The following is a 26091-nucleotide window of genomic DNA, read 5'->3' on the forward strand; positions in this document are numbered from 1 at the left end:
GGAAAGTGTAAGTATGTGTGGTTTTTCTGGCTTTATAAATTTATCACCTGTAAAACAAAGTTATTCAAATCTTCTTAATTCGATGCTTATACCCCTCAATCATAGGGGGCCTGATTCAAATGGTATATGGTTTGATCGTAACATAGGCATTGCTTTAGCTCATAGTCGCCTTTCTATTCATGATCTATCTGAATCTGGGCATCAACCAATGATTTCTAGTTGTGGTAGATATGTTATTGCTTTTAATGGTGAAATTTATAATTACGGAAGTCTTAAATCAAAATTGAGTGCATTGGGTGCTAAATTTCAGGGTGATTCTGATACAGAAGTTCTTCTCAAATCAATTGAATATTGGGGCTTAGAGCTAGCTCTAAAAGAGTTTAAGGGGATGTTCGCATTCGCTTTATGGGACTCTAAGGAAAAATCATTATATCTTGTCCGTGATAGATTAGGTGAAAAACCGTTGTATTATGGTTTTCATAATAGAAGTCTACTGTTTGGTTCTGAGTTAAAGGCACTTAAAGGCCATCCTGACTGGAAGGGGGGAGTAGATAGAAATGCGTTATCAACATATTTGAGGTTTGGATATGTCCCGGCTCCGTATTCTATTTATCGAGATATTTATAAATTGCTTCCAGGTACATTTAAGAAGTTTCAGATACATCATCAAGAGTTAATTGAAACAGAATGTGTTTATTGGTCCGCTAAAGATGCTGCAAAAAGCGGCCTTAATAACTCCCTAACTTGTAAAGTCGATGCCACGAGCCTTCTTCACTCCTCGTTACAAGATTCTGTAAAATTAATGATGGATGCAGATGTTCCAGTTGGTGCTTTTTTATCAGGGGGAGTTGACTCCTCGCTTATTGTTTCATTAATGAAAGAGCAAGAAAATTCTGTTAATACTTTCTCTATAGGCTTTGATGAGAAAGGTTATAATGAAGCTGAACATGCAAATTTGGTTGCTAAGCATCTTCAAACTAATCATCATGAATTATATGTATCTGCGAATGATGCTCTAAATGTCATACCTAATCTTCCTACTATTTATGACGAGCCTTTTGCCGATGAGTCTCAAATACCAACATATCTACTCTCAAAATTAACCAGAGAAAAAGTTACAGTCTCTTTATCTGGTGACGGAGGAGATGAGCTTTTTTCGGGCTACGATAGATATACAAAAGGTGGTCGCTTGTTTGACTTTAAAAACAAACTTCCAATTTGTGTAAATAAATTTATCTCAAACTTAATAAATGCTAGACAACCTGAAAGTTGGAACTCCATATATAACTTTTTATCTACAAAGGGTAATGAAAGGTTAATTGGCAAAAGCTTGTATAAATTTTCTAAAGTATTAAACTCTGATTCAGTCTTTGATATGCATAAAAATATTGTATCTGCATGTAGTTCGCCTGATACCTTATTATTAAGAGGTAACGAATATGATACAAGTTTTGAAAACTTATCTTTAGACTCTTCATTTCACCAAATTAATTCAATAAATAAAATGATGCTAATGGATCAGGTCAGTTATTTGCCGGATTGTATTTTAGCTAAAGTTGATCGTGCATCAATGGCGTCAAGCTTGGAAGTTCGTGTCCCCCTATTAAATCATGATATATTCGAACTTTCATGGAGGATACCTTTGTCTATGAAGATTGAAAATAATAGAAGTAAATCAATTCTTCGCGATATTTTATATAAATATGTCCCACAAAATCTAATTGAGAGACCTAAAATGGGATTCACAATTCCTTTGTCCGAATGGCTTAAAGGACCTTTGAAAGAATGGGTAGAAGACTTGCTGGATGAGCAAAGACTACAAAGTGCTGGGTATTTCGATTCAACTCAAGTTAAAAAACTTTGGTCTGAGCATTTATTTGGTATTAAAAATAATGATCAAATTTTATGGCATATTTTGATGTTCCAAGCTTGGTTGAATGAGCAGTAACTTTTAGATTATTATTATGAAAAAAATAAAAATTTGGTTTGTAGGTGGGGAAGATGTGCGAATGCGCATTCCTTTATTGTTAGAATTAAGAAAGTTAGGATATGAGATCGGTGTGATAGGTACAGAGTCCCCTGACCCATTCGAAGTAGAAAACATACCATATATCCAATACTCTTTAAATCGTTGGGTTGGTCCTTTTTCAGATTTAAAATCGTATTCGCAACTTTCTAAGATCTTTTCCAAAATTGATGTAGATATAATACATGGTTTCGACACTAAACCTGCAATTTTAGTGCCTCTTGCCTCTCGAAGTTATAGTCATATAAAATCAATTAGAACCATAACAGGTATGGGATTTATTTTCTCTTCTGATTCTTTTTTGGCTTTATTACTTAAACCAGTTTACAGTATTTTACAAAAACTGGCGTCTAGAAATGCAAGTAAAACTGTTTTTCAAAATAATGATGATCTTGTTTATTTTCAAAACAAAAAATTAGTCGAGGAAGGTAAGATAGAGCTAGTTCGAAGCTCTGGAATCGATTTATCAAGTTTACCAAAATTAGATGAAAATAATGTTGCAATAAGAGATCTTAAAAATAATCTGTCTATTAAAAATGAGTTGGTCATTATTATGGTAGCCCGATTAGTCAAGGATAAAGGTGTTTTGCAATTTTTAGAAGCTGCAAAAAGAGTGAAAAACAAGTCAAAAAATGTACGCTTTTTTTTAGTAGGTCCTTCTTCTGGAGAAGGTAAGGAAGCAATTAGTATTAACCAAATTCAAGAATACTCAGACTATGTTACGTATTTAGGCAAGCGTAAAGACATAAATTTATTGCTTAAGTTATCTGATGTTTTTGTTTTACCTAGTTACTATCGTGAGGGAGTACCTAGGGTTTTATTAGAAGCGGGTGGCGCTTCTCTTCCTTTAATTACTACTAATATGCCCGGATGTAAAGAGGTGGTTATTGACAAATGGAATGGTTGGCTAGTAAAACCTCGATCTGTTGAAGATCTTGAAGATAAGATTTTAAATTCTCTCAAATTAACTGATGAAGAAAGAAAACTTATGGGCGAACGCAGTTTATCACACGTAACTTCTGAGTTTAGTTTGTCAAAAGTTGTTAAGCAATATTCCTCAATCTACCAAAATATGATGATAAATAAATGAGTTATAGTTTTCTACCTTATGCGTTACCTGAAATTGGTGACGCAGAAATCAATGAAGTTGTATCCTCGCTAAAATCAGGATGGATTACAACTGGACCCAAAGCAAAAAAATTCGAATTAGCTTTTAGCTCTTTTCTTGGAAGAGAAGATATTGAAAGTATTGCAGTAAATTCAGCTACGTCTGGATTACACCTTGCTCTTGAAGCAGTGGGTGTTCAACCTGGCGATGAAGTAATTGTTCCAACCTATACATTTACAGCCACTGCAGAAATCGTTCGCTATCTGGGTGCCACACCTGTTTTTGTTGATGTTGATTTTGAGTCATATAATATGACAGCTTCTTCGTTTCGTGCTGCAATAACTCCAAAAACTAAAGCAGTAGTCCCAGTACATTTCGCTGGCTTAGCATGTGATATGGATTCAATTCTAGCTATAGCCAAAGAATTTAATATTAAAGTCATTGAAGATGCTGCTCATGCCCTTCCTACCTATTATAAAGGGCGGTTGATTGGTACCTTAGATTCTGATGCCACAGTTTTTAGCTTTTATGCAAATAAAACCATGACAACTGGAGAGGGCGGAATGGTAGTCACAACCAATTTGGATATTGCAAAGCGCTGTAAGGTAATGCGGCTACATGGAATCAGTAAAGATGCTTTTGATAGATACTCATCAACAAAGCCAGCTTGGTCATACGAGGTTGTAGCTCCAGGATACAAATATAATATGCCAGATATCTCTGCTGCCATTGGAATACACCAGCTAAAGCGATTACCAGAATTTAAAGTCAAAAGGGAGCAATTAGCTAAGTACTATTTTGAAGCTTTCAAAGATATGCATATTGGTCTAGCAAAGTTACCTCAGGAAGACTCCTCCCATGCTTGGCACATTTTTCCGATTCAATTATCTAATTATAAAGGTATAACCCGTGATCAATTTATTTCAAGGATGTCGGAATTAGGTGTTGGTTGTTCTGTTCATTTTATTCCCCTGCACTTACATCCATATTGGCGAGATACATTTAACTTATCACCTGAGATGTTTCCAGTTGCTCAGCATTTATTTGAGAACGAGGTATCAATTCCACTATATACAAGAATGTCTTTGGAAGACGCTGAACGTGTAGTAAAAGCAGTGAAACAGGTGTTATCTTATGATTAAAAGAAGTTTTGACTTATTTTTTTCTTTATTAGGTATTATAGTTCTTTCACCAATCTTGTTGTTGATATATATAATTATAAAAATCAACAGTAAAGGTCCAGCAATTTTTGTTCAGAAAAGAGTAGGTCTAAAGGGGGTTGATATTGGTGTTTATAAATTTAGAACTATGGTTGTAAACGCTGAGTCTTTGGGGCCTAAAATTACAGTGGGCGTAGACTCTAGAATAACTTCAGTAGGTCATTTTTTAAGACGTTATAAATTGGATGAACTTGCACAATTATTTAATGTACTTAATGGTAGCATGAGCTTTGTAGGTCCTAGACCCGAAGTTCGTGAGTATATAAATTGTTATCATGAAGATATAAGAGACAAAGTGCTTTCGGTTCGTCCAGGGATAACAGACTTTGCTTCGATTGAATTCAAAGACGAAAATGAACTTCTCAGCCACTCAAATGACCCTCAAAAGACTTATGTTGAAGACATATTACCAATAAAACAAAAATATTATTTGAAGTATATAGAGCAGAAATCATTTTTGGTTGATTTGAAATTAATTTTAAAAACAATATATATTATATTTAAGTAGGCTTATGAAAATTACTATTGCCGGAACTGGCTATGTTGGCTTATCCAACGCAGTTCTTTTAGCACAACATAACGAAGTAGTAGCTCTTGATATCATCCAAGAGAAGGTAGATCTTTTAAATGATAAAATTTCTCCCATTGTTGATGCTGAAATTTCTGATTATTTAAAAAATAAGCCTTTAAACCTTCGTGCTACGACTGATAAGTCTCTTGCTTTTGACGGGGCTGATTTTGTTGTTATCGCAACGCCTACGGATTATGATCCTGAAACTAATTATTTTAATACCAGCTCAGTAGAGTCTGTAATTAGAGATGTTTTAGTGTTTAATCCAGATGCAGTGATGGTTGTCAAGTCAACTGTTCCAGTTGGTTATACCAAAGAAGTAAAAGAAAAGTTTAATTGCAACAACATTATTTTTTCACCTGAGTTTTTACGAGAGGGTAAGGCGCTATACGATAATTTACACCCTTCGCGTATTATTGTTGGTGAGAAGAGTGAAAGAGCAAAAATATTTGCAGATTTACTAGCTCAAGGTGCAGAAAAAGAAGATATCCCTGTATTATTTACTGACTCTACTGAAGCGGAAGCAGTAAAGCTTTTTTCTAATACTTACCTTGCAATGCGTGTGTCTTATTTTAATGAATTAGATTCTTATGCTGAATCACATGGTTTAAATGCGCGCCAAATAATTGAAGGTGTTGGTTTAGACCCTCGTATTGGAAGACACTACAATAACCCTTCTTTCGGCTATGGTGGCTACTGTTTACCAAAAGATACCAAGCAGCTTCGTGCTAATTACCGTGATGTTCCTAATAACATTATTAGCGCTATTGTAGATGCCAATACCACCCGTAAAGACTTTGTTGCAGATTCAATCATTAATCGAAATCCAAAACGTGTCGGTGTTTATCGTCTGATAATGAAATCAGGTTCAGACAATTTTAGAGCTTCTTCTATTCAAGGTATTATGAAGCGTATCAAAGCCAAAGGGATTGAAGTTGTTGTCTACGAGCCAGTTTTAAATGAAGAAGAGTTCTTTAATTCTAAGGTGCTGAAAGATCTAAATGAATTTAAATCATCTTGTGATGTCATTGTTGCTAACCGAATGGTTGATGAAATCCGTGATGTTCAAGATAAGGTTTATACCAGAGATTTGTTTGGCTCAGACTAGAAAAAGATCTCAGGCTATAGGGAAATTAAAAACTGAATGCCTGACTATCTGGGCATGATGGTCATAGTGAATATGTTGGTGCAGATGGGTCTTGACGAAATATATTGCATTCTTTTCGTCACTCCCGAATATTGTTGTCAGGAATCTAGTGACCTGCTTTAAAATAGGTAAAGACGCTAGACTCCTGCCTTCGCAGGAGTGACATTGGATTTGGCGTCATTTCATATTGATGAAGTAATCACCTAGCTCCTGCTTTCTTCAAAAGCAAAGGAAAAATAATGAAGTATTTAGTGACAGGCGCTGCTGGTTTTATTGGTAGTGCCGTTGTTGAAAAATTGACTGCTCAAGGTCATGAAGTAGTAGGTATTGATAACTTAAATGATTACTACGAAGTGAGCCTTAAAGAAGCGCGTTTAAAGCGAATTGAACATAATTGTTTTCGCTTTATTAAGCTGGATCTTGCCGACCGTTCAGGTATTGAAAAATTATTTACTAATGAAAAATTTGAGGTTGTGATTCATCTTGCTGCCCAAGCTGGTGTTCGTTACTCACTTCAAAATCCGCATGCTTATGCCGATTCCAATTTAACTGGGCATTTAAATATTCTAGAAGGTTGCCGCCATAATGATGTGAAGCATTTGGTTTATGCATCATCAAGTTCTGTTTATGGTTTAAATAGCAAAGTACCTTTTGAAACTTCTGATTCAGTTGATCATCCTGTATCACTCTATGCAGCAACTAAGAAAGCTAATGAGTTGATGTCGCATAGTTATTCCCATTTATATGATATTCCTACAACTGGTCTTCGTTTCTTTACTGTTTACGGCTCATGGGGGCGCCCTGACATGGCGCCGTTTATTTTCACTAAGAAAATATTAAATGGTGAGACTATCGACATTAATAACAACGGCGATATGTGGCGTGATTTCACGCATGTTAATGATATTGTAGAAGGCATTGTTCGTATCGCAGATGTGATCCCGGTTCGTGATGATGGCTGGAAAGTTGAAGGCGGTACGCCAGCTTCAAGTTCTGCACCTTATTCCGTTTATAACATCGGACATGGCTCACCAATTAACCTTATGGACTTTGTTAAAGCTATTGAGTCTGAGCTAGGTATAGAAGCTAAAAAGAGTTTCTGTGAGATGCAGCCTGGAGATGTATATCAAACTTATGCAGATACTCAGGATTTGTTTGAAGCTACAGGGTATAAGCCTCAAGTTTCAGTTACAGAAGGTGTTGCTGAATTTGTGAGTTGGTTTAAAACATTTTATTGTAAAGAGTAAAAGAGGGTTAAATTTACATTCCTCCTCTTACTGAGCAAAATCGAAGAGTGAATGTCAAATTGGCATAACTGTATGAGATAGTATTTTCGTTTATATAACCTTTATTTTCTAGCTACTTTTACATTACTTTTCATTGAGCTGAAAAATGGATCTTTTACAAAATATTTTTGGTCTTCGTCGCCGCTATAAAAGAATAATTAGTGTTGCTATCGATAGTAGCTTTTTATTTTTTACCTATTGGCTGTCGACTTTTTTAACTAATAATCAGTTTTCATCTTTTACTGATGTGACTTATTGGTACGGCTTTGCTGTTGTATTGCCATTCAGTATTTTATGTTTTACTAAGTTTGGACTATATCGTGCAGTACTTCGTTATATGGGCAGCCAAGCCGTTTTAGCTATCACTGGTGGTGTGCTTTCATCTTCCTTTTTGCTGTTTGTTATTGGCGTTATTTTTGGTCATGAGTTTTCATTAAACTCTGCGATTGTTTATGCTGCATTCTCGTTTATTTTAATTGGCGGAAGTCGTGGTTTAGTTCGATCTGTCATTGGTTCTCGTACTAACCGAGAAGGTGAGCCTGTAATCATTTATGGCGCAGGTGTTAGTGGTCGTCAATTAGTGATGGCATTGCGCCAAAGCCATGAGTATACTCCTTATGCATTTGTTGATGATGATGAGTCATTGCATGGTGTGGTCATTCAAGGTATCCATGTTCATTCACCTTCAATTATCAAAAAACTGGTTGAACAAAAAACGGCCACAAAAATTCTATTAGCTTTACCAAGTGCGTCACGTTCTCGAAGGCAAGAAATTCTCCAGCAACTTGAGCCATTAGCTGCAAAAGTATTAACCATTCCTGCAATGGCTGAATTAGTGAATGGTGATAAGCAATACAGTGATGTTAAAGAAGTTGAGATTGATGATTTGCTTGGTCGGGATCCTGTTACCCCTCGTGTCGATTTAATGTCTGCTAACATCAAAGATAAAGTGGTGATGGTTACAGGTGCTGGAGGCTCAATCGGCTCTGAATTATGCCGCCAAATTTTAAGGCAAAAGCCATCTAAATTAGTTCTTTTTGAATTATCTGAATTTGGTCTTTACTCAATTGAACGTGAGTTGATGCTTACCGCAAAAGAGCTAGGTACTGATGTAGAGATAATCCCTATTATGGGTTCGGTTCAAAGAGAGAATCGAGTGCATAAAGTGATGGTGGCGTTCAATGTTGAAACGGTTTATCACGCAGCAGCCTATAAGCATGTTCCCTTAGTTGAGCATAATGTTGTTGAGGGTGTTCGTAACAATGTTTTCGGTACTTTGTATACCGCAAGGGCTGCAATTAGAGCTGAAGTTGAAACCTTTGTTTTGATTTCGACGGATAAAGCTGTTCGCCCTACCAATATCATGGGTACTACCAAGCGCATGGCTGAACTGGTGTTACAGGCTCTAGCTAAGCAAACCAATCATTCTACTCGATTTTGTATGGTTCGGTTTGGTAACGTTTTAGGTTCATCAGGTTCGGTAGTGCCACTCTTTAGAAAGCAAATTGCTAAGGGTGGACCAGTTACCGTTACACACCCAGATATTACTCGTTTCTTTATGACTATTCCTGAAGCATCACAGCTTGTTATCCAAGCAGGCGCTATGGGGAAAGGCGGTGATGTTTTTGTACTTGATATGGGGCAGCCTGTTAAGATTGTTGATCTTGCTTACAAGATGATCCGACTTAGTGGTTTGAGCGTGAAGGATGAGCAAACACCTAGTGGTGATGTCGAAGTTAAATTCAGTGGTTTAAGACCAGGTGAAAAGCTTTACGAAGAGTTGCTGATAGGTGATAACGTTATCGACACCGATCATGAACGCATCATGACTGCTAACGAAGTATTTTTGGAGTGGTCAGAATTAGAGAAAATTTTAGACTCGCTAGATAGTGCTTGCCACGATTACCGCCAAGAGGATATCCGTTATATTCTTCTCAATGCTCCTACAGGGTTTAAGCCTACTGATGGAATATGTGATTTGGTGTGGTGCGAAAGTAAAGTTGAAGTAGTTGAAGCTGAAAGCTGATAAGGTTACAGGGCTAAGGTGCTAGGCTACCGACATACACAACTGTCGTTCAACGCAAACTACGCTTTTGTCTAGGAAGAGATAAAAGCATCGTGCCCGCTGTGACGCAGAGTGCGAAGTTTTATTCTAAGCCAGTGGTTTTCCATTGGCTTTGTTGTTTTAAAAGTTTATAAAAGGATTAAAAATGAAAGCTGTTATCCCCGTTGCTGGTTTAGGGACAAGAATGTTACCTGCGACCAAGGCGATTCCAAAGGAGATGTTACCTCTGGTGGATAAGCCACTCATTCAATACATTGTAAATGAATGTATTGCTGCTGGCGTAAAAGAAATTGTATTGGTTACTCACTCAAGTAAAAACGCCATTGAAAATCATTTTGATACATCTTATGAGCTTGAATCTACGTTAGAGAAACGCGTTAAAAGGCAGTTACTGGAAGAAGTACGTTCTATTTGCCCTAAAGATGTAACTATTATGCATGTTCGTCAGGGTGAAGCTAAAGGCTTAGGTCATGCCGTTTTATGTGCCAAGCCTTGTATCGGTAACAATCCATTTATGGTGGTGCTTCCTGATGTAATTTTGGATGAATACAGCGCTAACCAAAAAAGTGAAAACTTGGCGGCAATGAAAGCTCGTTTTGTAGAAACTCAAGCGAGCCAAATTATGGTTGCACCAGTATCAGAACAAGAGGTAAATAAATATGGTATTGCAGATTGTAATGGTATAGGTCTTTGCGAAGGTGAATCTACTCAAATAAAGAGTATGGTTGAAAAACCATCGGTTGAAGATGCACCATCTAATTTAGCAGTTGTCGGTCGTTATGTGCTATCAGCTAATATCTGGTCATTACTTGAAAAAACACCGGTAGGCGCTGGTGATGAAATTCAGTTAACCGATGCTATTGATATGCTGATTGAACAAGAAACTGTCGAAGCTTTTCATATGTCAGGCAAATCACACGATTGTGGTGATAAGTTAGGCTATGCACTAGCGTTTGCTGAGTATGCGTTGAATGATCATAAGTTGGGAGCTGATTTTAAAGCTGCGCTTAAAGAGTTGTTGTAAAAGCGACACTATGGGAAGAGCGGTGCTGTGGCTCCGTGGTAAAGCATTTAAATCAGGGCTCTGAGGGATCCCCAGGGAAAGATCATGAAACAGCCCATCACGACTAGCTTTACAACGATTTAGAAATTTAGCTTTTCTTTTATAACAGTCTGTGATCTTATACTTCTTTTTAGAATATGAGATTCCTTATGAATGGCCATGATTTGATCCAACAACTTTCGACAATCCGTGATCCACGACAAGAATGGAAGATTGACCACAAACTAACAGATATTTTGTTACTCACTATTTGTGGTGTTATCGCAGGAGCTGAAGGTTGGGAGGAAGTTGAAGATTTCGGGCACGAACGACTCGATTGGCTTAAAAGTTATGGTGGTTTTGATAACGGTATTCCTGCTCACGATACCATTGCTAGAGTCGTTAGTAGTATTAGTGCAAAGCAGTTTCAGCAATGTTTTATTGACTGGATGCAAGCCTGTCATGAAGTGACCGAAGGTAATGTTGTTGCTATAGATGGTAAGACGGTCCGTCGCTCCTATAACAAAGCCAAACGACTTGGGCCTATCCATATGGTCAGTGCATTTTCTACAGCGAATAATGTCGTTCTAGGACAAATAAAAACAGCAGAGAAATCGAATGAAATTACGGCAATCCCTGAACTCTTAAAGCTTTTAGATATTAGGGGCTGCATCGTTACTATTGATGCTATGGGCTGCCAGAAGAAAATCGCACAAACAATCTTAGATAAAGACGCAGATTATTTATTGGCAGTAAAAAGTAACCAGAAGCGGCTTGAAGAAGCGTTTATTGAACACTTCTCTATGGATAAGCTACAAAAGTGGAATGGAGAATATTTCACAACCAAAGAGAAAGGTCATGGTCGTGAAGAAACAAGAATGCACATCACCACTGAGACCTTCGATGAGTTCGTTGATTTGGGTTTTGAATGGCCAGGTTTGCAAACACTGGGCGTGAGTATTTCATTTAGAAGTAACGAAGGTGAAATCCCAACAGATGCTACTATTCGTTATTTCATTAGCTCAGCGAAACTTACGCCTCAAGCGTTTGCAAAAGCGGTCAGGGAGCATTGGCATATTGAAAATAAACTCCACTGGAAACTTGATGTAGCGATGCGTGAAGATGATTGCAGAGTACGTCGAGGTGAAGCTCCAGAGGTGTTCTCAAACTTACGGCATGTGGCTATTAATTTACTCAATAATGAGAAAAGTTTTAAAGCAGGTTTAAAAAGAAAGCAAAAGAAGGCGGCTATGAGTACAAGTTATCTAGCTCAAGTCCTTGCTGGACAAGAGGTTTCGTAATCTTGCCGTGCCGTGTGGCCTGGCTGAGCGCCCACCTTATTTCGGCTACGAGGCATTTGAGCTTTTTTCGCTCCGCCTTAGCTTCAGGCGTATCTGAAGAGGGTGACTTTGATGAGTTTCTGGAAGATTGCTTTAACCTGTCTTCATACTCTCTAAGCTTCTGCCAAAGTTCTTGGATGAGTAAATTAGCTTCTATCAAATTTGAAGGCTGGGGTGCATCTTTCTCATATAGCTTTTTCTTTTTCATATGAACATAAAAGCACCGTAAAAAGATTGAGCAAGTAACAATGTTAGATCAAGTGACTTGTTTCACAGATATCAAGAGAGGCTTGGTGAATGCTTACGAGTTGACAGGTGTTATTAAAACTTTCGAAATGACTTTTGAATTAACATGGAAGACGTTAAAAGACTTGTTGGAATATGAAGGCTATACTGAATCAAGCCCAAGAAGCGTCATCCGTACAGCTCTTCAAGCTGGCCTTATTTCATTTTCTGATTGTGAATGTTTGCTCAGTGCCTTAAATAATCGAAACTTACTTACCCATACAGATGATAAGCAACTAGCCGAAAAATCTTTGAAAATGATCAAAAAAGAATATTTTTCGGTGCTTGAAAGTGTTGTCGAAACCTTGTCTAGAAGAGCATCATGAACGATTTCGGTCTTACTCATTCTCAATTGAATTTCGTTATTTCCTCTTTAAGTGATAATTCAAACATTGAATCTGCATGGATTTTTGGTTCTCGTGCTACTCATTCATTTAAGGATGGTTCAGATCTCGATATTGCGATTTCAGGTTCAAATTTATCTGAACAAAATGTTTGTCGTCTACAGGAAATTTTTGAACTTAGCACGTTTCCTTACCGAGTTGACATTGTGATTAAAGAAAAAATTACTAATGAAAAACTTCTTGCTCAAATCGAGAAAGAGGGAATTAAGGTGTTATCAAATTGAAGACTTTAGTGATTGATGGCACAGCTTAAGGTATGAATGTATGATTTATTCATTACATAAATTGAATTGGTTTAAAGGCTAGGGAAAGATCATGAAACACCCCGTCACAGCTAGTTTTCCGCAGATTTAGAAATTTAGCTTTTCTTTTATATCTCACTGTGATCTTATACTTCTTTTTAGAGTATGAGATTTCTTATGAACGGCCATGATTTGATTCAACAACTTTCTACAATCAGAGACCCACGACAGGACTGGAAGGTTGACCACAAGCTAACAGATATTTTATTACTTACCACCTTTGATGTTATTGCAGGAGCTGAAGGCTGGGAAGAAGTCGAAGATTTTGGCCATGAACACCTTGACTGGCTTCAGAATTAGAGAGATTTTGATAATGGTATTCCCGCTCATGATACCATTGCTAGAGTGGTAAGGAGCATTAGTGCAAAGCATTTCCAACAATGCTTTATTGATTGGATGTAAGCTTGTCATGAAGTGACTAAAGGCGATGTTGTGGCTATTGATGGTAAAACAGTTCGCCGTTCATATAACAAAGCAAAACGACTTGGTCCAATTCATATGGTGAGTGCTTTTTCTACAGCCAATAATGTTGTGTTAGGGCAAATAAAAACGGCTGAAAAATCCAATGAAATTACCGAAATTCCAGAATTACTAAAACTGTTAGACATTAGAGGTTGCATTGTAACCATTGATGCAATGGGCTGTCAGAAGCAAATAGCTCAAACAATCTTAGATAAAGATGCTGACTACTTGCTTGCAGTAAAAGGTAATCATAAGCGCTTAGAAGAAGCCTTTATCAAACATTTCTCGATGGATAAGCTACAGAAATGGAATGGTGAATATTTTACAACAAACGAAAAGGCACACGGGCGTGAAGAAACTCGAATGCACATAACCTGTGAAACTTTTGGAGAGTTTGTTGATTTAGGCTTTGAATGGCCAGGGCTACAAACATTGGGAATCAGTATTTCCTTTAGAAATAACGAAGGTGAAGTTCCCACAGACGCTACAATTCGATACTTCATTAGCTCAGCTAAATTAACGCCGAAGAAGTTTGCTGAAGCTGTAAGGTCGCATTGGCATATAGAAAATAAGCTTCACTGGAAATTGGATGTTGCGATGCGAGAGGATGACTGTCGTATACGACGAGGTGAAGCACCAGAAGTGTTTTCAAACATACGTCATGTAGCGCTGAATTTACTCAATAAAGAAACAACCTTTAAAGCCGGTTTAAAGAGAAAGCAAAAGAAAGCAGCAATGAGTACAAGTTACCTAGCTCAAGTCCTTGCAGGGCAAGAGCTTTCGTAATCTTTCCGTGGTTTAAAGGCTAATAAGGTTCCAAGTCTATCGACACACGAACCTGTCGTTCAACTTCCACTTTATAGACTTTTTCAAGGCTTAGGACTCGGGTAGAACACAAGATGAAGATAGCCCCGATGTACCTTTGGAGCAGCGTTTAAAGCAGAATTTAGAAAAAGGGGCTAGGTCACAGGAGCTAGGCTCTAGGTAAAGATCACCTGAATACCGACAAAGTTCTGCTGACTTTGGTGTCACTCCTGCGAAGGCAGAGTCTCGCGCCATGCTTTTCCAGGTTAGTCAATGAATTAGCTACTTCTGCCGAGCTAACATACATTGCAAACACGACAAACTCACTGCATCATCCTGCGCCACCAACTACTTTAATAACCGCAATAGATCTTCGAAAAGTTCCGCTGCATCCTGATGCGAATCTTTTTTGATCGCAAAATATTCGCCTTGTCCCAGCTCTTGAGTCTTCTTTGGATCTTGATATTGAGAGGTGAAGACTTTAAATTTTGCACAAAATGCGGCTTTTATTGCTCTCTCTACCACTTTATAATCTTTTACCGCTGCGTGCTGTACTGTGCTGATTTTCGGATAAGTACTGTGATGCTGCTTGAGTCGAGTCTCTAGATTCTCGTTACTTTTTGTCCCACCTATTTTTATCAAATTATCCGCTAAAACGACAAAATAGACATATTGTGAGGGCTTAATCACCGTATTAGCTGTACTCTTGTCGATTTCATTTTTGATGGCTTCAAACATATCGTCCAGTTGGTGGACGATGCGCCTTCTCTCATCCTGAGTACACGGCGATAGGTTGAATTCTTCTATCTGATACTTATCGTTGCACACCTGTTTACAGGCGTCATCAAAATGCATACCTTGCGCTAATTGCTGACAAAGATAATGACAATCCTCTCGTTTAAACCACACCGGGAATTGTTGAAAATCCATGTGTTTGACGAGCTGTGCCGCAACATCAAGAGGCAAGCCAGTATACTTGGCTAACTGAGCTTTAGCATTGGCAATTTTATCCGTATATACCTCCCTGTCAGATAAATTAACCAGTTCATCAAGCAAGGTGTCTCCTTTTAAGCTCTTTAGGAATTGCAATCTCTTGAAGGATTTATTGGACTCTGGTATGTAGCAATACTGCTGTTCGTCAAATATCAACCCAGTAGGCAACTCGCGGATGGTTGGAATACGCCAATGGCTTTGAGCGTAAGACTCAAAATCATGCTTTCTATCCGATAAATGCTTGATGGCAGTGCTAACCTTTGATGGGATTTTTTGAGTGGCATAGCCAGGGTAAAGTCTGCGGTAGAACACATTGAATACTCGGCTTAAGGTGGGCGCATGTGCCGGTACTCTGGTTAGCCTCATTACCAAGGTCGCAAATTCAAGACCATGCTTGATAATGAACAATTGCAGAAATCTTTCAATCTGTTTTGGCTTAGTCATATTTCTCTCCATAACGGTATTTCACACAGTGTGGTGGGCTTTTAACATCTTTCCGTCATGTCTATAAAGCCAAAACACAAAGTCTTGTCCGTGCGGTATGTCGCTCGTCCTGTGATTGAATAAATAGTGGCTCCTCGTTTTCTCAACTAGGGGCTGTTGATCTTTCACATCGGCAGCCAAATCATCGCACAAGCCAGTGATAACATACTTTCAAAGTGGATCTTTAATTTATCATATCGAGTTGCTATCGAGCGAAAATGCTTCAATCTTGCGAAAGCATTTTCAACTAAATGCCGATATTTGTACAAACACCAATCAATATCGGCATTTCCAGTCTTTGAATTACACCTTCTTGGAATTACTGGCGTTGCACCTTGCTCACGAGCTTTGCTTCTTATCTTTTCACTGTCATAACCTTTATCTGCAACGATATAATCAGCATAAGGGAGAAGCTCTATTAAATCATTGGTTGCCGCACTGTCGTGAATATCACCGCCAGTAATAATAAACTCTATTGGTAGACCGTAACTATCTACAGCTAGATGGATTTTACTTGTGTTACCGCCACGACTTAATGCTATTGCCTGTTCTTCGTCTGAAGCTGCGCCCGTACTGTGTTGGTGAGCTTTTACATAACTTCCGTCGATGAACTCCCATTCAGTATCGGTGTCTTGAGCAAGAGTTTTGAATAGTCGTTTTAAAATACCTTTTCGAGACCAAAGAAGAAATCGACGGTAAACAGTATTCCATTTACCGAAACACTCAGGCAAGTCTCTCCAAGGACATCCAACTCGAAGGCGATAAAGAATTCCTTCCATAGTTTGTCGGTGTTCTGGCTTGTTATAGATTCTATCTTCAAGCAAAATAGCTTTCAGCTTCGACCACATCTCGTCTGTGAGCATTAATCGGGGCACGGCAATCTCGTTTAGTATGTTTTTGGCGAAATAAATTATACGAGATTGCCATCAACGACCAAAATTCAAACAAAGATCAACAGCCCCTAGGGCGACAGGTAACGCAGCGCATCACAATCGGCATATAAGGGTCTATTAACGTCTTATATGTCTGCCTCTTGAAGGTGATAATGGTCATTTCCCCGTTACCCCTTCACTTTTCATTAATTCACTAAAAGCCGTCCCATCCGTACGTGATGCATTTGCCACGTAGGGGGCGTAAATTTCGAATAATAGTTTGGTATCACTGTGCCCCAGCATTTGCGACACATAGAGTGGATTTTCATGAGCGGCGATGTGAAGTACCGCAGCAGTATGACGGGTTTCGTAGGGGCGTCGGCGCTTGAGTCCTGCTTTTTTGAGGGTAGGGTACCAAAGGCTCTTACTCACAAAATGAGTATCCAGTGGTAGCCCGTCCTCACCAGTAAACACAAAGTTGGTATCGTTTATGAGTAATTGCGTAGCCTGAATACGTTTAAAGGCATCAAACAAGGTGTCGCACAGTTTGAGCGAGCGTCGTGACTTGGGTGTTTTGACGTCACAGACTTCTCCATTTACCCAATTTTGACGGATGTGGATCAAGTGGTGGTCAAAGTCGATGTGTTGCCATTGCAGGGCGTGGAGCTCACAGCTACGAAGCCCTGTCCAAAATCGTATCAAAAAGTAATCTTTCCATTGTGGGTCAACCGCACCCAAATACCGCTTCACTTCTTCCAGCGTCAATGGAGATGACTCCGCCTTTTCTTCTTTTAATGCACGATATCGTCTGAGCGGATAATCAAATTTATGCTCTTCTGCCGCCAGACTGACAATGGCGACCAGTGGCCACAGGATATTGTTGATGCGACGATTGGATAACCGTCGTGCCCCATCCGCTTTGGTGGTTTCCATCAGACGTTGACGATAGTGCTCCACTTGCGCCAAGCTTATCTCATTGACCAAGGTATTACCAAAATGAGGAAGCAGATATTTATCAAGGTTGTTTTGGACAGCATTTTGATAACTGGTTTTCCATTTGCCCTTTTGGCGTGAAAACCACTGCTCGGCAAAATGATCAAAAAAAGGATATTGATGATCGGGATGCTTGTCTCGTTGCAGTTGCTCGAACAGCGGAACTTTTTTACTGTCGGGAAAATGTTCACGATACTTAAAGGTGCCCAAGTCAATTTCAGCATTGATGGTTTTCAGCATCGACTTGGCAATAGCCAGATTTTTTGGAGTCGCCAGCATTTTCGTGCCTTCACGAAAACGCTGACCATAGATATGAAGATCAAACTGAATGCGCCCATTAGGACGAATGCGGATATGAGCCATCATGGCCTCCATCAAATAGTACTATCTCTATCCGATGGAATTCGTTACACTTTATCCATCGGCTGGAGTCTGTTAAACACGGTGCAGCCGGTACGGGATAGGGCGGTGGCCGCCGCTCTATCCCAACTGCTTATCTACTCTATTGCTTATCCCCACTAAACTGAGAATACTTCCGCTTATGAGTTGGTTGCTTTTTAACCATAACCGATACTGTTGTTCTGTCCAGTACATTGGCGAAAAAAAGCTGATTTTTTCAATTAATTTTTGTTTATGGATGATGAAAATCGGTGCGTTGCCGTTGAAGTATGGGGCCATTAGCTATGCTCAAAAGGTACATCGATGCGCTTGACTTTGAATGAGACATTAAATTGAAATCGCATCGGTTACCTATTTGGGATGAATGCAACCTTCATTATCCCCGCCGCGAGTAGAGAAAATACGCTCTACGTAATTCGCCGGGTGTATTTAACTCATTGCTAAGAGATAAGATAAAGGTGTCAATCCTCAATGTGTAAAAACAAACCGAGTTGAGTTTCTGGAACCTCAATCGTGACGGTTTTTTGCGATAAACAAGTGGCTTTGAGTTTGAGATATTGTTCGATGTCATCTTGTTTATTGGTAAGAGGAATGCTGGTGTAGGGCAAGTCTTGCTGATGCTCACTGAAAAATTCCAAGTCATACTCACCATTCTCGAATTGGCTAATCGCTACTTTCATCTCGTGTGCTTCTGCCAACCCTTTGAGCGTCGTACGCTCAAGATCTTTGGGATGAAACGTGAAAAGGCCTTGGTATGTTTGCTTGAGATGCTGCACTGGGATTTGCTGTGCAAATTCGTGTCCTTTACAGATAGACAGCATAAACATTTCTCCCTCATCAATGAGCAAATGACATAAGTTTTCTTTTTTAAGTGATGGATATTTCTTGTGATCGGTTAATTCTTTCTTGAAATAGAAAAAATCAATAAAACCAACGAGAAGCGTGCTTTTTTGTGGCGGGGCAAGTTCATAAAAAGCTGCAACATCCCCCAGTGATTGACTGATGGTCTGCTCATCGTTGCGAATAGTGAGTACCTCACCTTCTAAGTTGATCTCTATATTGTTGCTGTCGCACTCACTTATCATTTTGATGTTATCAAGTGCTTGGGGATTAATGACGGTTGAAATAGGAGGTTTGATGTGTTTGGCTAGGGCTGTGTGTTGTAGTTGACCATTGCGTTGAATTTTCAGCTCTGAAGTCTCAGAGTTCATCTCAATGTAATCAAATGGAAGGTGACCGTTTGCCTCTTGGATCATGTGTTGCAGCATCGTTTTCGATATAGGGTGAAAGGCCTTATTATCATTGTTATTAACATAGCTTGTATGAGCCTCTTGTACCGCAGACAGAGCAAAACGACGAAATGCTGGATAATCGCTCTGTTTTTCGTCTGGATGATTGGGTAAAAAGGTGGGGGTTTGCTGCACTTGTGTGTACTTACCCTTACTCAGTGTCAGGTTTAACAGGATTGGTGCGTACCGCTGAAGAGTAGGCTCTGTCTCTTTAAGCTCAAGCACAGTGATCGCCAATCGGCAAAATTCGCCAGGGAATGCAAATTGACAGCTTCGCAATGGCGGGCTGTCATTCATGGGAATCGTGAGCTGTGTGTAATTGGGAGACACCCCTCCCACAAACAGAATGGATTTTTTCTCGGCATCGATGATGACACTGATGCAATAATCATCAATGGCTTTTGGATCGAGTGATGATACGAGATGCTTGAATGCATCAATGAATTGGCTTGGGATTGTCAGAGTATGTTTGTGCATATCAGCCTCCGTCACACTTTGTAGCGATGTATAGCAGGATCTCTAGGTACGACGAAGGAATTTCACCTAGTTGGGAGAGCGTAATTTCCAATCTTGTGGAGCCTGATAGTCGTGATTTGAACTCAACGTCATGGTTTGAAAAATATCGCTCTATAGGGCTATTTTATCATATTTTCGATTTTTGCGATTCAATGACAATTTAAGTGTGAATGTCAGCCAACTTAGAGACGGTTTTGCAAGCAATATGCTGATAGCTTCAAGTGATTGTCGTGAACAAGACATAGAGGTGGATTGCTTTGACTTAATGTGAACGAGGATCGTCTGCACCACTAATGTGATTTTACAAAGATCGGCGAAATAACCAAAAATTTAATTAGCTGTCGCCCTATTTGTGCTTCCATAACTAAGGCGACAGCATGCATCAACATACATAAAGTCGCCCATATTATGTATAGGGGTTGTCATGTTTATTGGCAGAGAAAAAGAAATTCGAGAGTTGCATGAAGCGATAGCTTCTCCAGATGGATTGGCAAAAGTCGTCGTTTTAACAGGTCGAAGAAGGGTTGGTAAAAGTGCCTTAATCGAACACTTTTGTCGTAACTGTCTTGATATTCCTTTTTATAAACTTCTTGGTATGCCGGCACAAAAAGTCAATCGGACCAAGGTTGAACTTGCTAACCTAGCTGTTCAAATGAAAGACACGTTTGATGTCCCAAAACCAAATCTATCTGATTGGGATGAAGCGCTATGGGCGATGGCAAAATATGTTGAGCGTGGCAATTGTGTGTTGATGATTGATGAAATCAATTGGTTTGGTAAATCCCACGGTGATATTACTAATATTCTCTTTACACTGTGGGAAAATAAGCTAAAACATATTAAGGGGTTTACCTTAATTTTAACGGGGTCTCTCGCCAGTTGGATCAAAAAGTTCATCACCGAATCAGAAGGCTGGTATGGAAGGCTATCTTGGGAGAAGGTATTACAACCTTTGCCTTTAATTGATGCCCTTAAAATTATCCCTGCGCCAATCAAACAACGTATGGCCATGAATGAGCAACTGCGCTATTTAATGATTTCCGGTGGGATCCCAAGTTATCTAGAAGTATTTAACTTTTCAAAAAGCCTTGAAGATAATCTAAAACGAACAGCCTTTTCTCAAAGTGGCTATTTATATCGTGAATTCGACATTTTGATGAAGGATTTGTTCAGAACTAAAGGTGAACGAGTTAAGTCTATTCTAAATATATTGTCATCGGGTAAACACTCTGCTGTTGAGTTAGCTAAGAAGCTTGATTTGGATAAACCTAACGGTCACCTGTATCTTGATCTAGACATGATGGAGCAAAGTGCATTTATTCGTAGTGTAAAGCCTTGGGATTTATCGAACGGCACTTTTGAACAACGTGATGCACAATATTATATTTCAGATCCTTATCTTCGTTTTTTCTATAAAGCTATCGCGCCTAGGGAGCAAGCCATCAAGCTTGATACCGCTCAATTGCCGGAAAACCTCGATTCCTTACTGGGATACCAGTTTGAATATGTCATGCGTGAAAACCTAGCTTTGGTATACAGAGCGTTATCCATGAACCCTGAAGATGTGATCCGTGCAGCCCCATATCAGACCAAGGGATTGCAGATTGATTTGCTCATTGAGACTCGACGTTACTTTTATATTGTTGAAATGAAGTTTCAGCACAAAAAATTATCCTCGGAAGTCATTCAAAGTATGAAGCAAAAATTGAAAAATTTAACTGTCCGAGTAATAAAAGCATTCGTACTGCGATCATCAATGTAAATGGTGCTGAGGAGAAAGTGATAAACAGTGATCACATTGATATTTGCACTAATCTTTCTGAGTTACTTGGTGATCAGGATTGATTCGTTGATCACGGAATGCGACCTCCTGTCACATTCCCATTATTTATCCACAAACTGATATACTCAAAGTCAGTACAAATTCGTTTCTCAGCTCTCACTAAGATATAAAAAGTATTTGGCATCGATGATGACACTGATGCAATAATCATCAGTAGCTTTTGGATCGAGTGATACTACAAGGTGCTTGAATGCCCTCAATGAATTGGCCTGTGATTGTTAGAGTATGTTTGTGCATATCAGCCTTCGTCAGATTTTGTAGCGATGTATGGCAGGAGCTCTAGGTACGTCGAAGGAATTTCACCTAGCTGGGTGAGCGTAATTTCCAATCTTGTAGCGCCTGATGGTCGTGATTTGAACTCAACGTCATGGTTCGGAAAATATCGCTCTATAAGGGCTATTTTATCATATTTTCGACTTTTACGATTCAATGACAATTTAAGTGTGAATGTAAGCCAGCGTAGATATGGTTTTGCAAACAGTGTGCTGATAGCCTTAAGCGATTTTCGTGAACAAGACACAGAGAGGCTTTGCTTTGATGTCATGTGGGCGAGCATCATTTTCAGATGTTTTCTGTCGGCAGGGCTAAACGTTTGCTGTTGATGTCTACCAGATGTATGCCAAAGTTGGCTGAATGCTGCCCAATTTACCTTTCCTTGTTCGAGTAAACATTGAGTGGCTAAGCTTAAAAAATCGGAATGTTGATTTGAAATAGACTTTAACCACTGGTTATGCCAATGATCAGGAGCAAGTGAGGTGTACGATTTAGTGGTGGGTTCTGAGGCATAGCGTTTAGAAAATAATTGCTGACAAATTCGGTGCTCCGTGGTTGTAATGCCGCTTTTGTTACGACAAGTGTTATCGCTCTCTGGAGTGATGCTAAGGCGTTTGCCCTGACGATAAACATCATTCGAGGTGGCAGAAAGCCCCAAAAGATACCTTAATTCAAGATAGTCAACTTGCCGCTCTTGAAACGGACCATAACCACACCGATAAAACGGATACAACCAATCAATGTCATGCAGATAGGACCAACGCGTTGTTGCATAATGTCCATGTCCAATTTGCCGAGTCAATTCATCCAATAACAGATTGTCGTTGACCTTTTTAAAAGCTCGTCCTTCTAGCCAGTAGCGAAAACGGCGTTCGATCACCTCTTTAGATAGTAATGGCTGTAAGTATGGATCGTCAGTCGTTTGCTCAGGCGTTAAGGAGTAGGCTAAATGCAAGGCTTGAAGAGTGAATAGATGGACGCCACTATGGCGTAAGTGATGAAATTTAGCCTGCGTTCCGCAAATGGCTTTAATGGCTCTTGTCACAGGCAGTAGGTAATACAGTTGACGAGAAAACCATTGTTCATTACAAAAACCAATCAAGGGTTCACGGTTGTCACTTTGCTCTTTGATTTTCAACAATTCATGAATGATCGCTGACAAATACTCCGGTAAATAAAGGTGTATTCGACGGCTTTTTCGAGATTTTGTCGAGCCTTCTTGAGTACGAGTCACATACAAGGTGAACAGATTATTATCGAACGCTGAAACAATAAGATCGCCTTTGCGTAAACGCAGGATCTCGCCTCGTCTTAACATGGCAAAATACGACAGTATTGCCATAGCCGCGCAGAACAACCGTTGCATTGGATGTCCATTCGGTTGAGTAAAGAGGGCATCAACAAGTTGATAAAGCTGAGCTAACGATAGTCGTAATGGGTCGACACTTGGTGTTGAAAACGGGCGGGTATAAAGCGACGCATCAAAATGGTCGGTTAATGGTTGGCGTTGCAAAAATCGGAAAAAATAGCGAATGACTTGTCGGTGAGCATCGCTGTTGAGCGCATTAAACACCTGTTGCCCCCATTGCTGCATCAAGGTTGGATCGCAAGCATCGGAATAAGAGAGCGGCTTATCTTCCAGAAGGTGAATGATATTGACGTATTTTTTGATGGTACTGTTTGCCAGCGTTTCTTTTTGCATGCCGCCATAAATGAATAATTCCTCTGTATAGAGGTAGAGCATTTTGGGGAGGATATTGTGTTGTTGCCACTCAGGAGCAACGGACTGAGTATGTTGTTTTTTGCACAGTGCCTTAATTAACTGTTTATGCGGCCAGTGCTGTTCAACCTTTTTTCGTTGCTCACCTAATTGGGTGAACCAGTTAACGTCCCAATCTTGACGATAGATGTGACGAAGTTTTGCCGTGATTTGTGTTTGTGAGGGGGGAGCATTCTCATAGCTGGCGTGTCGCTCTGGTGTGGCAATGTCCAAAAGGAAAGTGGGTGGGACTTGGTCGCGATATTTCCAGACGGCAAGAAACGTGACTTGCCAACCCGCTTTTGACATGGGCAGCAGTGTCGTATTTGACTGAGATATTAAGTCATTTAATTGATCGAGCAATTGTTTTTCAGTGACTGTTCTCGGTTTACTCTTGTCATAATCACTCAACACTCGATAAACAAACAGAGGGAGAGAATAACGGGAGAACAGTGGCGCTTCATCGTGTGGGGCAGTACGTTGATGCTTAATGTTTATCGTGAGTCGTTGTGAGTTGCTGACGTGCTGAAAGCGTGCGTTAATGAGATGAGTGAGATGGCTGATGGACAGTGGTGCTACTTCCATGGCTACGGCTAGTGTCGTAAACGCTGTACAGGGAGTTGCTCTTTGTTTGAGAAAACGCTGCCTTTGATGATAATAAACCTCAACCAATCGTTCGGCATGATGAGCAAATCGGCTGATCTGCTCAAATCGTTGTATCATTACATCATTCGCCTTTTGATGAACCGTTTGGGGGACATGCCAGTTCCGGGCTTGATTTAGATAGACGAGAATATTCTCAAGTGCCTGTTTATATTGTCGACGCTGTCCCGCTGGCAGCGGACGCATTTGCGTGGTGACTTCCCTAATTTGCGACGTTGAAACGGTGCGCACATTTTCTTCGAGCGCAGGCCAGTGCTGTAGTACCCATGATAAGGAGGCTTTATTGGCACAGGGTAAAGACTGGCGATCGAAAAATGCCATGATCTCTTTAGGAAAAAGATGTCGAGGTAATTCAGACATACTCAACCTCCTTTAAGCCAAAGTGAGGTGGCAATGAATTTAAAAAACGCATTAATGTGTCATAGGTTTCTGGCAACCAATGATCTTGACCGAAATGTTCCCCTTGCTCAGAATGCCCCATCAGTCGATCTATCTGTTGAGTGGTCAATTTGTTGAATGGAGAACTGGTGAGCGCGGCTTGAGCGAAGGCATGGCGTAATACATAAGGCTCGATGTTGGGCGAAAAAGGGGTCAAGAATTGTTGAAGACTTCTGTGGTTCAGTGGTGTTGCACACTGTTTTTCATCAATCAAAAACCACAAATAAGGTGATGGCTCAGAGGCGATATTTGGCAACCTTTGCGCTAAATTATGTTGAAACTTCAGATAGTGTTTGATCTGTTTCTCCAAAAATTCACATAATAAAATTTCTCGCCATTGACCCTTATCATAAATGGTCGCCAATTGGCTAAAGCAGCGTTGACGCTCAATACTGATGGCATGCGTTGGTCTGGTTGAGGTTAATAAAATAAACAGTAGGGCAATATGATAGGTACACAAATTATAAAATTTGATATAGACAGAAAGTGCGCTACCCGGCTGGGGTCGACTTTGGTTGATTTCACCCTCTATCATTCTAAATAGGCGAACAATATCAGATTGAGATACCTGTCTTTGGCTACCCAATACAATTGGTGCATCATTGTTGTATGTTTGGGTTCTGTTTTTGATGCTCAGTGTTCGTTGACTGATTTTATTTTCTCGAGTGAATAGCTCAGGAATTTTGGGACTTGAGTTTTTATCAATCAATTTGAGTTGTTTTTGATTTGTTTGGGAAATCGATTCATTCCAATGTTGCTGTCGATAAATCGTCAGCACCCGTTCTAAATGACGATGTTGGGCGTGGAAAATTTGATAGCGTATATGATCCGAGTCTTGACGTTGATAGTCCTTGGCATTGCGGTGATGGTGAAGTAGATTCGAGGGTAATAATATCGACTTTGTGATACTCGACAGCTCAGTATCAACACGGCTGCACTGGCTGAAATAATTAAAAAAAGTTTGTTTTGTCGAAAAATGTAATGCCGTTAAGTGCGAAGGGGTGGTCCATTTTCTGGTAAGTACAACACTTAACCGTTGCTTTTGTTCGGCGTCGAGCCATTGATGGCCTATTTTTTGTGCTGCGATGAAAGGTTGGAACAGGTGATTCAGGGCTGTTGGTATGGGTTGCCATAGGTATTGAATACCTTGATCTGTGTCATAGGCTAATGCGTATTCAGCCCATGAATATTGCCCATGACGGGTATTACGAAATGCATTTTCTTCACAGTCTTCAGTGCCAGATATTCGTTTGAAATTCGGAATGGACAGTTGAACCTGCTCTTCGCCGTCCAATCGCTCTAAATGATTTAGGCGTTGGGTTAACCACAAAAAGAGAGTGACCATGATTAACGGCTCAGTATCAACCTCTTTTAATGCATTTCGTTCAAATTGATAAAACAGTCGCTTCAAGGCGATGGCAGTTTCTAATGCATCAGGATAAACGCCTCCAGTATTTGATTGTCGATTGCGTTTTTGCTCTCTAGTATTGCGACCCATGCGATAGACT

At 39.7% G+C, this 26091-nt stretch carries 18 protein-coding genes and 2 pseudogenes; 13 read left to right on the top strand and 7 right to left on the bottom strand.

Translation table 11 applies throughout. The annotated features are described in order from the left end of the window. Positions 1 to 13: 13 nt before the first annotated feature. From asnB to E2H97_RS05730, 9 genes are all read left to right on the top strand, one after another. Entirely contained in the window at positions 14 to 1948 is a 1935-nt protein-coding gene (gene asnB / locus E2H97_RS05690; protein ID WP_133406249.1) for an asparagine synthase (glutamine-hydrolyzing), read from the top strand. A 16-nt stretch (positions 1949 to 1964) separates the two neighbouring features. Further along, on the top strand, positions 1965 to 3116 hold the full coding sequence (locus E2H97_RS05695; RefSeq protein ID WP_133406250.1) for a glycosyltransferase family 4 protein: 1152 nt from the start codon (positions 1965 to 1967) through the stop codon (positions 3114 to 3116). Then, entirely contained in the window at positions 3113 to 4276 is a 1164-nt protein-coding gene (locus E2H97_RS05700) for a DegT/DnrJ/EryC1/StrS family aminotransferase (RefSeq protein ID WP_133406251.1), read from the top strand. The genes E2H97_RS05695 and E2H97_RS05700 overlap by 4 nt, the downstream gene beginning before the upstream one ends. After that, a complete protein-coding gene (locus E2H97_RS05705; protein ID WP_133406252.1) occupies positions 4269 to 4862 on the top strand; it encodes a sugar transferase in 594 nt (197 codons plus the stop codon). The genes E2H97_RS05700 and E2H97_RS05705 overlap by 8 nt, the downstream gene beginning before the upstream one ends. A 4-nt stretch (positions 4863 to 4866) precedes the next feature. Next, positions 4867 to 6033 (top strand): nucleotide sugar dehydrogenase, encoded by a 1167-nt coding sequence (locus E2H97_RS05710; protein WP_133406253.1) that lies wholly within the window; start codon positions 4867 to 4869, stop codon positions 6031 to 6033. A gap of 278 nt (positions 6034 to 6311) precedes the next feature. Beyond that, positions 6312 to 7319: an NAD-dependent epimerase gene (locus E2H97_RS05715; protein WP_133406254.1), complete on the top strand. Its 1008-nt coding sequence runs from the start codon at positions 6312 to 6314 to the stop codon at positions 7317 to 7319. A 145-nt stretch (positions 7320 to 7464) separates the two neighbouring features. Continuing rightward, entirely contained in the window at positions 7465 to 9384 is a 1920-nt protein-coding gene (locus E2H97_RS05720; RefSeq protein ID WP_133406255.1) for a polysaccharide biosynthesis protein, read from the top strand. Between the two features lie 184 nt (positions 9385 to 9568). Next, the gene (gene galU, locus E2H97_RS05725; RefSeq protein ID WP_133406256.1) at positions 9569 to 10447 is read left to right on the top strand and encodes a UTP--glucose-1-phosphate uridylyltransferase GalU; all 879 of its coding nucleotides are present in this window, start codon (positions 9569 to 9571) and stop codon (positions 10445 to 10447) included. Between the two features lie 188 nt (positions 10448 to 10635). Then, on the top strand, positions 10636 to 11766 hold the full coding sequence (locus E2H97_RS05730; RefSeq protein WP_133406257.1) for an ISAs1 family transposase: 1131 nt from the start codon (positions 10636 to 10638) through the stop codon (positions 11764 to 11766). Between the two features lie 2 nt (positions 11767 to 11768). On the opposite strand, the pseudogene E2H97_RS05735 reads toward E2H97_RS05730, so the two are convergent. Then, positions 11769 to 12013 (bottom strand): annotated as a pseudogene (locus E2H97_RS05735) (DUF6444 domain-containing protein); the annotation flags it as partial. 40 nt (positions 12014 to 12053) lie between these two features. Here E2H97_RS05735 and E2H97_RS05740 point away from each other — a divergent pair. From E2H97_RS05740 to E2H97_RS05750, 3 genes and pseudogenes are all read left to right on the top strand, one after another. Beyond that, complete coding sequence (locus E2H97_RS05740) at positions 12054 to 12416, top strand: HI0074 family nucleotidyltransferase substrate-binding subunit (RefSeq protein WP_133406258.1); 363 nt, start codon at positions 12054 to 12056, stop codon at positions 12414 to 12416. Further along, entirely contained in the window at positions 12413 to 12718 is a 306-nt protein-coding gene (locus E2H97_RS05745) for a nucleotidyltransferase family protein (RefSeq protein WP_133406259.1), read from the top strand. The genes E2H97_RS05740 and E2H97_RS05745 overlap by 4 nt, the downstream gene beginning before the upstream one ends. 195 nt (positions 12719 to 12913) lie before the next feature. Further along, positions 12914 to 14044, top strand: a pseudogene (locus E2H97_RS05750) (ISAs1 family transposase). A gap of 366 nt (positions 14045 to 14410) precedes the next feature. Here E2H97_RS05750 and E2H97_RS05755 read toward each other — a convergent pair. From E2H97_RS05755 to E2H97_RS05770, 4 genes are all read right to left on the bottom strand, one after another. Beyond that, positions 14411 to 15499 carry a GIY-YIG nuclease family protein gene (locus E2H97_RS05755; protein WP_170308251.1) on the bottom strand — a complete coding sequence of 363 codons (1089 nt, stop codon included), beginning with the start codon at positions 15497 to 15499 and terminating at the stop codon, positions 14411 to 14413. A 164-nt stretch (positions 15500 to 15663) separates the two neighbouring features. Next, complete coding sequence (locus E2H97_RS05760) at positions 15664 to 16413, bottom strand: IS5 family transposase (protein WP_133406261.1); 750 nt, start codon at positions 16411 to 16413, stop codon at positions 15664 to 15666. Between the two features lie 174 nt (positions 16414 to 16587). After that, positions 16588 to 17769 (bottom strand): Arm DNA-binding domain-containing protein, encoded by a 1182-nt coding sequence (locus tag E2H97_RS05765; RefSeq protein ID WP_246029060.1) that lies wholly within the window; start codon positions 17767 to 17769, stop codon positions 16588 to 16590. A gap of 494 nt (positions 17770 to 18263) precedes the next feature. Continuing rightward, positions 18264 to 19568 carry a hypothetical protein gene (locus E2H97_RS05770; RefSeq protein ID WP_133406262.1) on the bottom strand — a complete coding sequence of 435 codons (1305 nt, stop codon included), beginning with the start codon at positions 19566 to 19568 and terminating at the stop codon, positions 18264 to 18266. A gap of 463 nt (positions 19569 to 20031) precedes the next feature. Here E2H97_RS05770 and E2H97_RS05775 point away from each other — a divergent pair, with 463 nt between their 5' ends. Beyond that, positions 20032 to 21369 carry an AAA family ATPase gene (locus E2H97_RS05775; RefSeq protein ID WP_133406263.1) on the top strand — a complete coding sequence of 446 codons (1338 nt, stop codon included), beginning with the start codon at positions 20032 to 20034 and terminating at the stop codon, positions 21367 to 21369. A 319-nt stretch (positions 21370 to 21688) separates the two neighbouring features. Here the strand turns inward: E2H97_RS05775 and E2H97_RS05780 are convergent, their stop codons facing one another. Continuing rightward, positions 21689 to 24505: a site-specific integrase gene (locus tag E2H97_RS05780; RefSeq protein WP_133406264.1), complete on the bottom strand. Its 2817-nt coding sequence runs from the start codon at positions 24503 to 24505 to the stop codon at positions 21689 to 21691. Further along, positions 24498 to 26081 carry a hypothetical protein gene (locus E2H97_RS05785; protein ID WP_133406265.1) on the bottom strand — a complete coding sequence of 528 codons (1584 nt, stop codon included), beginning with the start codon at positions 26079 to 26081 and terminating at the stop codon, positions 24498 to 24500. Before E2H97_RS05785 ends, E2H97_RS05780 begins: the two co-directional genes overlap by 8 nt. Between the last annotated feature and the right edge of the window lie 10 nt (positions 26082 to 26091).

The sequence above is a fragment of the Parashewanella tropica genome (genome assembly GCF_004358445.1).
Lineage (GTDB): Bacteria > Pseudomonadota > Gammaproteobacteria > Enterobacterales > Shewanellaceae > Parashewanella > Parashewanella tropica.

What these genes read in the sequence shown, in the direction of transcription:
- E2H97_RS05775 (WP_133406263.1), top strand. Translation starts at nt 20,032, where the DNA reads ATGTTTATTGGCAGAGAAAAAGAAATTCGAGAGTTGCATGAAGCGATA.
- E2H97_RS05720 (WP_133406255.1), top strand. Translation starts at nt 7,465, where the DNA reads ATGGATCTTTTACAAAATATTTTTGGTCTTCGTCGCCGCTATAAAAGA.
- E2H97_RS05700 (WP_133406251.1), top strand. Translation starts at nt 3,113, where the DNA reads ATGAGTTATAGTTTTCTACCTTATGCGTTACCTGAAATTGGTGACGCA.
- E2H97_RS05710 (WP_133406253.1), top strand. Translation starts at nt 4,867, where the DNA reads ATGAAAATTACTATTGCCGGAACTGGCTATGTTGGCTTATCCAACGCA.
- E2H97_RS05745 (WP_133406259.1), top strand. Translation starts at nt 12,413, where the DNA reads ATGAACGATTTCGGTCTTACTCATTCTCAATTGAATTTCGTTATTTCC.
- E2H97_RS05765 (WP_246029060.1), bottom strand. Translation starts at nt 17,769, where the DNA reads ATGATGGCTCATATCCGCATTCGTCCTAATGGGCGCATTCAGTTTGAT.
- E2H97_RS05740 (WP_133406258.1), top strand. Translation starts at nt 12,054, where the DNA reads ATGTTAGATCAAGTGACTTGTTTCACAGATATCAAGAGAGGCTTGGTG.
- E2H97_RS05785 (WP_133406265.1), bottom strand. Translation starts at nt 26,081, where the DNA reads ATGGGTCGCAATACTAGAGAGCAAAAACGCAATCGACAATCAAATACT.
- E2H97_RS05695 (WP_133406250.1), top strand. Translation starts at nt 1,965, where the DNA reads ATGAAAAAAATAAAAATTTGGTTTGTAGGTGGGGAAGATGTGCGAATG.
- E2H97_RS05755 (WP_170308251.1), bottom strand. Translation starts at nt 15,499, where the DNA reads ATGACTAAGCCAAAACAGATTGAAAGATTTCTGCAATTGTTCATTATC.
- E2H97_RS05705 (WP_133406252.1), top strand. Translation starts at nt 4,269, where the DNA reads ATGATTAAAAGAAGTTTTGACTTATTTTTTTCTTTATTAGGTATTATA.
- E2H97_RS05770 (WP_133406262.1), bottom strand. Translation starts at nt 19,568, where the DNA reads ATGCACAAACATACTCTGACAATCCCAAGCCAATTCATTGATGCATTC.
- E2H97_RS05730 (WP_133406257.1), top strand. Translation starts at nt 10,636, where the DNA reads ATGAATGGCCATGATTTGATCCAACAACTTTCGACAATCCGTGATCCA.
- E2H97_RS05780 (WP_133406264.1), bottom strand. Translation starts at nt 24,505, where the DNA reads ATGTCTGAATTACCTCGACATCTTTTTCCTAAAGAGATCATGGCATTT.
- E2H97_RS05715 (WP_133406254.1), top strand. Translation starts at nt 6,312, where the DNA reads ATGAAGTATTTAGTGACAGGCGCTGCTGGTTTTATTGGTAGTGCCGTT.
- asnB (WP_133406249.1), top strand. Translation starts at nt 14, where the DNA reads ATGTGTGGTTTTTCTGGCTTTATAAATTTATCACCTGTAAAACAAAGT.
- galU (WP_133406256.1), top strand. Translation starts at nt 9,569, where the DNA reads ATGAAAGCTGTTATCCCCGTTGCTGGTTTAGGGACAAGAATGTTACCT.